This window comes from Candidatus Megaera venefica (assembly GCF_034554655.1).
Taxonomy (GTDB): domain Bacteria; phylum Pseudomonadota; class Alphaproteobacteria; order Rickettsiales; family Rickettsiaceae; genus Megaera_A; species Megaera_A venefica.
The window spans coordinates 1-11,133 of record NZ_JARJFB010000052.1 but is presented as its reverse complement, the minus strand read 5'-3'; the positions used below and the strand labels follow the sequence as shown (position 1 = coordinate 11,133).

Annotated in this window: 12 protein-coding genes; 7 read left to right on the top strand and 5 right to left on the bottom strand. The window is 36.5% G+C overall.

The genetic code is table 11. From position 1 onward, the window contains the following. Positions 1 to 328 (bottom strand): transposase (locus Megvenef_RS04280; protein ID WP_322776028.1); only part of this gene is annotated, 328 nt, incomplete at its 3' end. A 71-nt stretch (positions 329 to 399) separates the two neighbouring features. On the opposite strand from Megvenef_RS04280, the gene Megvenef_RS04275 reads away from it, so the two are divergent. Beyond that, positions 400 to 600: a hypothetical protein gene (locus tag Megvenef_RS04275; RefSeq protein ID WP_322776751.1), complete on the top strand. Its 201-nt coding sequence runs from the start codon at positions 400 to 402 to the stop codon at positions 598 to 600. Positions 601 to 947: 347 nt separating this feature from the next. On the opposite strand, the gene hemC is transcribed toward Megvenef_RS04275, so the two are convergent. Genes hemC through lepA form a run of 4 tightly spaced genes read right to left on the bottom strand, consistent with a single transcriptional unit; the run spans position 948 to position 4,798 of the window. Continuing rightward, positions 948 to 1,856, bottom strand: coding sequence for a hydroxymethylbilane synthase (gene hemC, locus Megvenef_RS04270; RefSeq protein ID WP_322776752.1), 909 nt, complete (start codon positions 1,854 to 1,856; stop codon positions 948 to 950). After that, positions 1,853 to 2,767: a S66 peptidase family protein gene (locus Megvenef_RS04265; RefSeq protein WP_322776750.1), complete on the bottom strand. Its 915-nt coding sequence runs from the start codon at positions 2,765 to 2,767 to the stop codon at positions 1,853 to 1,855. Before Megvenef_RS04265 ends, hemC begins: the two co-directional genes overlap by 4 nt. Positions 2,768 to 2,822: 55 nt before the next feature. Continuing rightward, positions 2,823 to 2,966: a hypothetical protein gene (locus Megvenef_RS04260; RefSeq protein ID WP_322776749.1), complete on the bottom strand. Its 144-nt coding sequence runs from the start codon at positions 2,964 to 2,966 to the stop codon at positions 2,823 to 2,825. Positions 2,967 to 2,983: 17 nt separating this feature from the next. Further along, on the bottom strand, positions 2,984 to 4,798 hold the full coding sequence (gene lepA, locus Megvenef_RS04255; protein WP_322776748.1) for a translation elongation factor 4: 1,815 nt from the start codon (positions 4,796 to 4,798) through the stop codon (positions 2,984 to 2,986). Positions 4,799 to 4,870: 72 nt separating this feature from the next. Here lepA and prfB point away from each other — a divergent pair. From prfB to Megvenef_RS04225, 6 genes are all read left to right on the top strand, one after another. Continuing rightward, positions 4,871 to 5,978, top strand: a protein-coding gene (gene prfB, locus Megvenef_RS04250; RefSeq protein ID WP_322776747.1) for a peptide chain release factor 2 whose coding sequence is annotated in 2 segments (ribosomal slippage) — positions 4,871 to 4,939 and positions 4,941 to 5,978 — 1,107 coding nt in all. Because the reading frame shifts where the segments join, the coding sequence is not laid out codon by codon here. A 155-nt stretch (positions 5,979 to 6,133) separates the two neighbouring features. After that, on the top strand, positions 6,134 to 7,471 hold the full coding sequence (gene murD, locus Megvenef_RS04245; RefSeq protein ID WP_322776746.1) for a UDP-N-acetylmuramoyl-L-alanine--D-glutamate ligase: 1,338 nt from the start codon (positions 6,134 to 6,136) through the stop codon (positions 7,469 to 7,471). Beyond that, complete coding sequence (locus tag Megvenef_RS04240; protein WP_322776745.1) at positions 7,458 to 8,576, top strand: FtsW/RodA/SpoVE family cell cycle protein; 1,119 nt, start codon at positions 7,458 to 7,460, stop codon at positions 8,574 to 8,576. The genes murD and Megvenef_RS04240 overlap by 14 nt, the downstream gene beginning before the upstream one ends. Beyond that, a complete protein-coding gene (gene murG / locus Megvenef_RS04235; RefSeq protein ID WP_322776744.1) occupies positions 8,577 to 9,698 on the top strand; it encodes an undecaprenyldiphospho-muramoylpentapeptide beta-N-acetylglucosaminyltransferase in 1,122 nt (373 codons plus the stop codon). It abuts the gene before it with no gap. Positions 9,699 to 9,778: 80 nt separating this feature from the next. Continuing rightward, the gene (locus Megvenef_RS04230; protein WP_322776743.1) at positions 9,779 to 10,444 is read left to right on the top strand and encodes a hypothetical protein; all 666 of its coding nucleotides are present in this window, start codon (positions 9,779 to 9,781) and stop codon (positions 10,442 to 10,444) included. A 361-nt stretch (positions 10,445 to 10,805) separates the two neighbouring features. Then, positions 10,806 to 11,133 (top strand): transposase (locus tag Megvenef_RS04225; protein WP_322776028.1); only part of this gene is annotated, 328 nt, incomplete at its 3' end.

The window sequence follows — 11,133 nt, the reverse complement described above, 5'->3', positions numbered from 1 at the left end:
CTTCAGACACATCAAGATCTTGCTGCAAATATTCATAACCACAAAAATATTGCCAATAAATATTTTCCTTTAGCTCTTCCTCCGTAAACGAATCAGAACCGTTGTACATAGCTTGAAGCATTGATAGTGCTAGCATTACTCTATGATCTTTCTTATTTCTACCAAATTGCTTGATTTCAATGTTAGGCAATGCTCTGGCTTCAAGTTCAGACCAATTTACTAAATCCCTTAGTTTATATAACTTGTTTTTAGGATTTAGTTTTGTAGATAATTTCTCTTCAAATAACCTTTCTTGTTTTTGGAGAAAAGTAATATTTTCTATAGGCATAATTTTAAAATCCGTAAGCTTTATGCGGTAATTATACCATTTTCTTATGGATTTTGTAAGCTGTTTATGACATGAAACCCCTTGTTAATTCAGGCGGGGAGAGTTTTGACGGAGGGACTAGGGAGCTATTATTACAATCTGTATCACATTCATCTCTAATACATCCACCTTTTATAACCCCATCACACCCTTTTGCTCTTGACTCCGGCGAAGGGGCAGTAGAACCACCCTCAGCTTCGTTACCTCCACCTCTTATAATAACCCCTACCTGACTCTGCTCCTGACTCAGGTAAGGGGGGAGGAGCTCCTAGTACTCCTGATGGGTTTCTTACTCCACTTTCCACTACTTTGACATATGTAAAATCTCAAGCTGCGCGAGATCTTCCTGAAGAAATAGCTTTATCTGGCGAATCTACTGAAGAGCCATGCTGCAGTTACTGCGTCATATTATAAGTTGAATCTGCATAGGAGGCCTTATATTTATAGAGCGAAAGCCATTCAATATGAGATGGAAATGTTGGCTGAACGAGCGACATTCAAACCCTGCTTCTAAGCATAGTTATCTCGAACTGGAGAAGGGCTCTTTACAAGATCCTAAATTAAATTTAAGATGACTAAACTAAGCTTTGTACAAAAAAAGCTTCTGCAACTCTTTTGCCGCTTCAATACCATCCTCTTCTGCATTCAATATTGTACTAATTTTACGGCAATATTCAATTTTACTGCCTTCAAAATTCGCTAACATATAATTTGCTATGATTTGATTTTCTTGGTATACCGCGTAAGCGGACATTGGCGTGTCACAGCTCGCATCTAGGTAAGACAAAAATGCCCTCTCCGCTCTTGCCAAACGCCATGTTGATTCATGGTTTATTTTTGCGCATATTGAACGAATTTCCTCATTGTCACTTCTTATCTCTATACCAATAATACCTTGACCAGCAGATGGTAACATATCTTCTACTCCTATAGGGAAACAAAATGACGAATCAAACCAGCCTCCTCTGCGCAATCCAGCACATGCCAAAATTGCCGCGTCTACCTCTCCCCCCTTAAGTTTATCTAACCTTGTATTGATATTTCCTCGAAATTGAACTACTTCAAGATCAGGCCTGATACGGTTAATTAAGACTCTCCTTCTGACCGACGAGCTACCAACTTTTGTACCAATTGGTAATTCATCTAAGGATTTATAACGAAACGAAACAAAACAGTCCCTTGGATCTTCACGTTCTAATACCGCTACTATTTCTAGCCCACCCGGTAAAACGCCGGGCACATCCTTTAGTGAATGGACTCCAATATCGATTGTTTTTGCACTTAGCTGTTCTTCTATTTCTTTTAAGAATAAAGCCTTGCCACCTATATCGTATAAATTTCTATCAGTAATTTTATCACCAGTAGTTATTATAGGGACCACTAAACATTCAGCTTTTGGAAAATATTTCGTTATTTTCTCAATTACCATATTAGTTTGGATTAGCGCTAGTTTACTATTTCTTGTTCCTATCCTAATTTGCATAATTATACCAGTTTAAATGGGCTATCCACGGAAAAAATTAAGTTGTCTATATAACCACTGGCACCCAGGGCAAGAGGATAATTTATTTTACCATGACCAATACCTGTCGTTTTAAAAACAGGAACTGACTGCAAATAGTTGCTTATGAAATGCTCAATACTGGCATCTAAGTGCCTGTCTGATTCAGTAAAATCAGCAAAAATTACCGCCTTAACTTGTTCAAACAAACCAGCATTACTCATATGCAATAAATGACGATGTACTTGATAACCTCTTTCATTAACATCCTCAATAAACAAAATTTTATTTGTTGTCCTTGGACGAAGCTTACTACCGATCATATTGCATATAAGCGTGAGATTACCACCAGTAACAGGAGCTGAAATAGTTGATAATGATCGAGCCAATTCGTTCTGAGTCTCCAGTGTAAACTCAGCACTTTTTCCCTCAAGAACAGAAACCATATTTTTCATCATATGCTTTTGAGTTTCACTCACCGCACCATGAATTGAAGGAAAACCATAATGCTGATTAAACAAAAAATGCAGCACTGTTCCGTCGCTATAACCAATGAATGTTTTAGGGCCAGAGGGCTTAACTTTAAGGCAGTCAAAAACTATTTCACCTGCCCCATAGCCACCACGAAATATCGATATAATCTTGACTTCTGGGTCTTCAATTGCTTCTATTAATTGCTTTAACCTTTCCTCTTTGGAAGCTGCAAAATATTCAAGACTTCCCCCAGTAAAAATTTTTTCATCATACTTACAAGAAAATCCATGCTCTTCAAACAAGGATATAGCAACCTCAAGATTAGACCTGCTTATTTCACGGTCAAAATTACCCTCCTTGTCTCTACACGCAGAGCTTGGAGCAATTATGGCTACTTTGTCTTTTTTTCTATCGAATGTAATCATTTTACATAGCATGAATTTAGCGCAAGAAATATATTAGTTATACTTATGTTCATCGTCATACAGACTTTATCAGGTATCTTTCGGCTACCTGAGATCCTGGATCAAGTTCAGGATCTTCTTTCAAACCTTCAAAGCCCTCGGCCAGAAAGCATTCTAAGCTCACTGAACCTGGTATGACCGCATAGTAAATCATTGCCATTCCTTAGACAATTCCTATTAATCATCACCTACTTTCAACGCTGCAATAAATGCCGATTGAGGAATCTCAACGTTTCCTACATTACGCATTCTTTTCTTACCAGCTTTCTGCTTTTCTAAAAGCTTACGCTTTCTTGATACATCACCACCATAGCATTTTGCAAGAACATCTTTTCTCATAGCTTTGACATTTTCCCTGGCAATGATTTTACCGCCAATTGCAGCTTGAATTGCTATTTGAAATAATTGCCTTGGAATCAAATCCTTCAAACGATTGCAAAGTTCTCTTCCCCTATATTCAGATCGAGACCTATGAATTATAGTTGAAAGAGCATCTACTGGCTCACTATTTACCAAAATCGATAATTTGACCAAATCACTCTCTTCGTAACCATCCATCTCCCAGTCAAAGCTTGCATAACCTTTGGTGCAACTCTTCAATCGATCATAAAAATCAAAAACAATCTCGTTAAGTGGCAACCTATATTGAAGCATAATACGCCTTGAAATATATTTCATATCAAGTTGAGTACCCCTCTTATCTGTGCATAAAGCCAAAACTGATCCAAGATATTCTTCTGGAACCATGATTGTTGCTTTTATCCACGGCTCAAGCATTGATTCAATTGTTTGTGGATCTGGGAAGTCTGCCGGATTATGAACTTCTAGCTGTTTCCCTCCTCTGATATCAATTTTATATATAACACTTGGAGCAGTAGTAATTAGGTCTAGGTCAAACTCACGATCAAGCCTTTCTTGTACAATTTCTAAATGCAAGAGACCAAGAAAGCCACATCGAAAACCAAAACCTAACGCGCTCGAGCTTTCTGTTTCAAATTTTAAACTTGAGTCATTTAAGCTTAGTTTTTCTAGCGAATCTTTGAGGATCTCAAACTCTGACGCATCAGATGGATAAAGGCCACAAAATACAACCGGTAAGCTTGGTTTAAAACCAGCTAAGGGCGAAATTTCCAGCTTACTATCCTCTACGATCGTGTCACCAACTTTACAATCCGAAACTTGTTTTATAGAGGCAGTCAGAAAGCCAATCTGACCATCTTCAAGAAGATCACATAGAACTTTTTTAGGAGTGAAGTAACCAACATTATCAGCGTTATATATTTTCTGAGTCGATAACATTTTAATTTTCATTCCTTTCTTCAAGGTACCTTGAAAAATACGAACTAAAATCACTACTCCAAGATATTTATCGTACCAACTATCCACTAATAATGCTTTTAAAGGCATAGTGGCAGGATCTTGCCCATCATCTTTTGGAGCTGGTAAACGGTGAACTATCGCTTCTAGCACATCCTGGATACCAATACCACTTTTTGCCGAAATCATCAGAGCATCACTTGCATCGATACCAATCATATCTTCTATTTGCTGTCTTACCATTTCTGGCTCGGCTGCAGGCAGGTCAATTTTATTTAAAACTGGAATAATTTCATGATTATTATCTATCGCTTGATACACATTAGCTAGAGTTTGCGCTTCAACCCCTTGACTTGCATCAACAATAAGCAACGACCCCTCACAAGCAGCAAGTGAACGGCTTACTTCATAAGAAAAATCAACATGACCTGGTGTATCCATTAAGTTAAGTATATAGGTATTACCGTCCTTAGCCTTGTAATCAAGCCTCACTGTCTGCGCTTTGATCGTGATACCCCTTTCCCTTTCAATATCCATTGAATCAAGGACTTGTTGACTCATTTCGCGTTGCTCGAGTCCACCACAATACTCGATCAATCGATCAGCCAGAGTTGATTTTCCATGATCAATATGGGCAATTATAGAAAAATTTCGGATAAATTTCTTTTCAGTCATTATTGTATGTACTATTATTCTCAAAATATGTGGGTTAGTTATACAGTAAAATATTCTCTTGAGGTAGTAAAAATGCGTGCAGAATTAGAAAACTTAAAAAACAAAATTGAAGAATCACTTGCTCTGATCAAGAGGTCTCTTTGACCCAGATGGTACAAGAAAAAAACTGGAAGAATTAGAGAAGCTTTCGCTCGATCCAAATTTATGGAACGACCAGAAAAAAGCCAGTGCAGCTTTAAAAGAAAAAAGATTGCTTGAAAAAACCTTAGAGTCATACGATTACATCAGCGATGGCCTTCGTGAAAACATTGAACTTGCAGAGATGGCAGAGGAGGAACATGACGAGGGCATAATCTCTCAAGTTCAGACAGAGCTAACCAAAATCCAAATCATTTCAGCAAAACTAGAGACAGAATGCTTATTCTCTGGAGAAGCTGATGGAAATAATTGCTTTCTAGAGATAAATGCTGGAGCGGGTGGAACTGAAAGCCATGATTGGGCATCGATGATGATGCGAATGTATTTAAGGTTTGGCGAAAGAATGGGTTTTACTTGTGAAATAATCAACATAATTTCAGGTGAAGAGGCTGGTATAAAATCGTGTTGTATTAAATTTAAGGGAAATATGCCTTATGGTTGGCTCAAGTCTGAATCTGGTGTCCATAGGCTAGTTAGGATATCACCTTTTAATGCAGCCGGAAAAAGAATGACCAGTTTCGCTTCTTGCTGGGTCTATCCAGAAGTTGATGAAAGCATTGACATTGTTATAGAAGAAAAAGATCTTCGTATAGATACATACAGGTCCTCTGGAGCTGGTGGGCAGCACGTAAATACTACTGACTCTGCAGTGCGCATAACGCATCTTCCGACAAACATTGCAGTTCAATGTCAGAATGACCGTTCTCAGCACCGTAATAAAGCAGAAGCTATGCAAATGCTAAAAGCGAGATTATTTGAACTTGAGTTACAAAAAAAGAATGAGGAAGTAAATAAACAAAACGCTGAAAAAACTGATAATGGCTGGGGGCACCAAATTAGGTCATATGTACTGCAACCTTATCAAATGGTCAAAGATTTACGAACAAACTATGAAACTAGCGACTCGTCAGGTGTTTTAGATGGCAATTTAGAGAAATTTGTTTCAAGCGCTTTAGCGGCAAATGTAAGTAAACGAAACTAACGTAGTAACCGCAGCATGACAGTGTGAAAGTATTTGATGCAACCAAGCGAGTGTCATCCTGGTTGACCCTGGATCTTACTTCTATCTCACGAGATGCTGAAACAAGTGCAGGATAACTATTATTAATTGTATATAAAGATAAAGATATAGATAAAATGAAACTCAACAGCCAAAAAGGAAAAAAAATTGGAATCTTTGGGCTAGGATTAACTGGCTGCTCTGCTTTTTCTTCTCTAGATAAAGTGGCACAAACTATTCTTTGCTGGGATGATCTAGAAGCAAATCGCAATAACTTTAAATCTCAATTTGGTTCTGAGTCACTAAAAGATATTACTGAAAAAGATTGGCAGTCTCTTGATAAAGTTATAATTAGCCCAGGAATACCTCCAACACACCCTATTTTTTCTTTAATAAAGAAATATAACATATTGATATCTTCTGACATTGATCTATTCATTGAAGAAAATTCTCAATCAAAAATAATCGCAATAACAGGAACAAATGGAAAAAGCACCACCACAGCACTAATTGGCCATATTTTACATAAATCTGGTCTTGATTATCATGTTGGAGGCAATATAGGGCTGCCTGTCTTGATGCTGCCGGAAAGAGCCGCGGGGTATGTTTTAGAATTATCTTCGTTCCAAATTGATTTACTAGAAAATTTCAATCCCTTTGTATCTATCTTACTTAATATTACTCAAGATCATCTTGATAGATACGGAACTTTTGAAGAATACAGTAAGTCAAAATTTAGAGCCTTTCAAGGTGACGGAATCAAAATAATCGGGGTAGATAGCGATAAATCAAGAGAATTTTTTAATCATCTAAGGGAACAAGGGGAAAGAAAATTAATTCCTATCAGCAGCTCTAGCTCAAGTAAGGATGGTATTATTTGCCATTCCAAACAACTGCTTGATAACTTCTTTAATCGAGATACATATGAACTTCCTGCGTTGAAACATCTAACCGGAAAGCATAATCAAGAAAACATAGCCGCATCTTTTGCAGCTTGTAGGGCTTTAGGATTAGAGCCATTAGAAATTATCGAGTCTATCTCTAGCTTCAACGGACTTAAGCACCGGATGCAATATCTTGGTACTAAAAATAATATTAGTTTTTATAATGACAGTAAAGCTACTAACGCTACCTCTGCTGCTTGCTCACTAGTTTCACTTAATAATATTTTTTGGCTTGCCGGTGGTATTTTCAAGGAAAAGTCACTATCCCCGATTGATTCTGGGCTTAAGAACGTAAAAAAAGCATATTTATTCGGTAAAGATAAGCTATTATTCGCAAGGCACCTTGAGGATAAAATAGAATATATAATATGCACAACCATGAAGGAAGCCTTTGAGTACGCAATAAAGGATGCACAAATGATAAGAGAAAAAACAAATATTTTACTTGCCCCAGCTTGCGCATCATATGATCAGTTCAAAAACTTTGAAGATAGAGGCAACCAATTTATAGAGCTATATGATACTAACTAATCTTATAAAACAATGGTGGAGAACAATAGATCAACAAGCAGTAATAGCGTATGGTATACTTATTGCCTTTAGCTTTATGTTGGTAACAACTACTAGTTCTGCAGTTGCAGGAAAAATTGGCCTTGTTGATAATTATTTTTCTTCCAGACAAATACTTCATTTGTTTGTTGGTGCTATTTTTATGGTAGCGTTCTCCTCTTTAGATAAAAAATGGATAAAAAGGATAGCTATTCTTGGCTTCTTATTTAGCTTAACAATGCTAATACTTGTGAAATTTTATGGTTACGAAGTAAAAGGAGCCACAAGATGGATACGAATAGCCGGCTTTTCATATCAACCATCAGAATTTTTGAAGCCATTTTTTGCTGTTGTCACTGGCTGGATACTTTCGTTAAAATACCAAGAAGGGTTTCCTAGCTTCCAAGTGTGCATCTTACTATATGCCTTAGTAGCTGTTTTAATACTAATCCAACCTGATGTAGGAATGCTGATCTTAATTACAGCAGTGTTTGCTAGTCAATTATTCATAGCTGGCTTCCCTATTATCTGGATTATGGTAGCATTCATGGGAGGATTTTTTGGTATTGTATCTGCCTATTTTCTACTGCCACACGTTACAAGCAGAATAAATAATTTTTTAGACCCTGTAAGCAATGAAAATTATCAAATAAGTAAATCTATACTTGCCTTTGAGGAAGGTGGCCTATATGGCAGAGGGCCAGGTGAAGGCTCGGTAAAGCAGCATCTACCAGACTCACATACTGATTTCATTTTTGCAGTAGCTGGCGAAGAATTTGGGGCTATAATATGCATCATGATTATAGGCGTATTTGCCTTCATTGTGCTTCGCAGCTTAATTAGAATCAACAATGAGCAAGATAAATTCATTCAACTAGCCAGCATAGGTCTCATCACTCAATTTGGACTGCAAGCCGTTATTAACATGGGAGTCACACTTAATTTATTACCAACAAAGGGTATGACTTTACCGTTTATAAGCTATGGCGGATCATCAACTCTTGCCATAGGGATTGCAGTTGGTATGTTGCTGGGATTAACAAAACATAAAACTTCTCTTGTAAAATATAAGAATAGCGACGTTTAAATGAATAACAAAAACTCTTTATTGCCGCCAGAATTAGTCTCTAAAAAAAAGTCTATAATCCTAGCTGCCGGTGGAACGGGAGGACATTTATTCCCCGCCATGGCTCTTGCCGAAGAATTGGATAATACTATCGTTGATGTTCATTTGATCACAGACCTACGATGCCAGAAATATCTGGACCAAAACCAGCCAATTAAAACACACATATTTGATTTTCATCTTAAAATGACCGGCTTACTAAATAAGGTTATTTCTGTATGGCGCCTGTCAAATGTATGCCTCAAAACATTATGGCTAATTGGTAAGCTTAAACCACACATTATCATTGGTTTTGGAGGATATACAAGCTTTCCCTCGTTACTAGCAGCAAAAGTTCTTCGAATTCCTTATATTGTTCAAGAACAAAATTGTTTTTTAGGAAAAAGTAATCGTTTATTTGCCGGATCCGCTAAAATTATCGCCTTATCTTACAAAGAAACAAGTAATGTCAGCTTGAGCGATACCCCAAAAGTAGTCATTACAGGAGATTTAGTTAGGTCATCCATAAGAAATTTGCCTATAAAAAATACTTTCGATAACGAAGAGTTTCGACTTTTTATTTTTGGAGGGAGCCAAGGAGCAAAAGTTTTTTCTCAGATTATTCCTGAAGCCATAACGGAACTGTTAAAATTAAATCCAAGTCTAAAAATTCATCTTACTCAACAGGTAAGCCAAGATGATCAAAAGAAAATTGCTGCAATCTATGATAAATTGGGGATAAAGTACGTTTTATCTCCATTCTTTCATAATATGGCAGAAATTTATTCTAAAACTGATCTTGTTATCTCAAGATCAGGCGCTAGTACTGTTGCAGAATTAGTCAACGTTGGTGTTCCAGCAATTTTTATCCCCTTTCCTTATGCAATGGAAGACCATCAGTATTTTAACGCAAAAGCGATAGAAAACAGCAAAGCTGGATGGTGTTTTAGACAAGAAGAAATAACATCTATAATTTTATCTCAAAAAATTTATGAACTAATTGTTGATAGAAAATTACTTAAAGAAACCTCAAAAAACCTTTTAAATCGCAAGAATAATGGAGCCAAGTATCTAGCAGACACAGTTCTCAAAATAATTGGATAAACCTAACCTTTCTCATTGCAACTGAATTGATATTTGTTGTATAAATATGATCTAAATCCTTAAAAAAATTAGGCTAGCTTATGCTAAAAAAGATAGTTATTTTTTCTACATTAGCCATGTTGCTATCTGCCTGCGTAACCGGGCCTGATGGGTATTTAAAACGCTCTGCAAATAACAAAATTATTGATCGCAAAGGTTTTAAAGGCGGAAAACGAGCTCCTCTTTATAATAAGAAGTACATATCACAAGCTAAAAAAAATGTAGTCACTGGTGAGTACGAATACGATGATTTCGATGATTTCGATGAGGATAGTTCTGAAAAAGAAAATACTTCTAAAGATAATATCGAGATGTACAAGGCTATGATCGATCACGATCTATCTCAAGAAAGAAAAAATAAAAAAGATTCAAGATGGGGTAAAAATAAAAATACTTACCCATCAATCAGAAAAGCAAGCCAAAGAATGGATGACGATGATGACATGCACAATATGGAATTAAGAGAAGAGCTTAATCAAATAAAGGCCATGTTAAATGATACAAAAAGGGAAATGGCTAACAACAAATGTCCCGCTATTGTACAAAACGAAAAAAAGAAACAACCTACTACCGCTACCACTAACGCTTCTGTGAGATCGGATCAACTCAAAAAAGATACTCCATCTTATACACAAAAGAAAGCGACTCCTATAATAGACGATAACCATAGTAAGCCTACTATAATTGAACCTATAGAATCTTTGTAATTTTTAAGTATAAGCCTTTACCATTTTCATGGCGGTAAAAATCTATGGTAAAGGAGCAGAATTGTGTCTCACTCGAGATTGAGGGTAGCCCTATACACTACCTTCCTACCATGAAACTCAGGATTACCCCTCTTACTAGATTAATTGAGATTGTGACATCTAGAATGGCAAATACCATTCCATTTAGGATTGGGCTTAAGGTGTAGATAAGTCAATTTGATTGTTGGCATTTTCCTTTAATTAGTCCCTCCGTCAAAACTCTCCCCGCCTGAATTAACAAGGGGTTTCATGTCATAAACAGCTTACAAAATCCATAAGAAAATGGTATAATTACCGCATAAAGCTTACGGATTTTAAAATTATGCCTATAGAAAATATTACTTTTCTCCAAAAACAAGAAAGGTTATTTGAAGAGAAATTATCTACAAAACTAAATCCTAAAAACAAGTTATATAAACTAAGGGATTTAGTAAATTGGTCTGAACTTGAAGCCAGAGCATTGCCTAACATTGAAATCAAGCAATTTGGTAGAAATAAGAAAGATCATAGAGTAATGCTAGCACTATCAATGCTTCAAGCTATGTACAACGGTTCTGATTCGTTTACGGAGGAAGAGCTAAAGGAAAATATTTATTGGCAATATTTTTGTGGTTATGAATATTTGCAGCAAGATCTTGATGTGTCTGAAG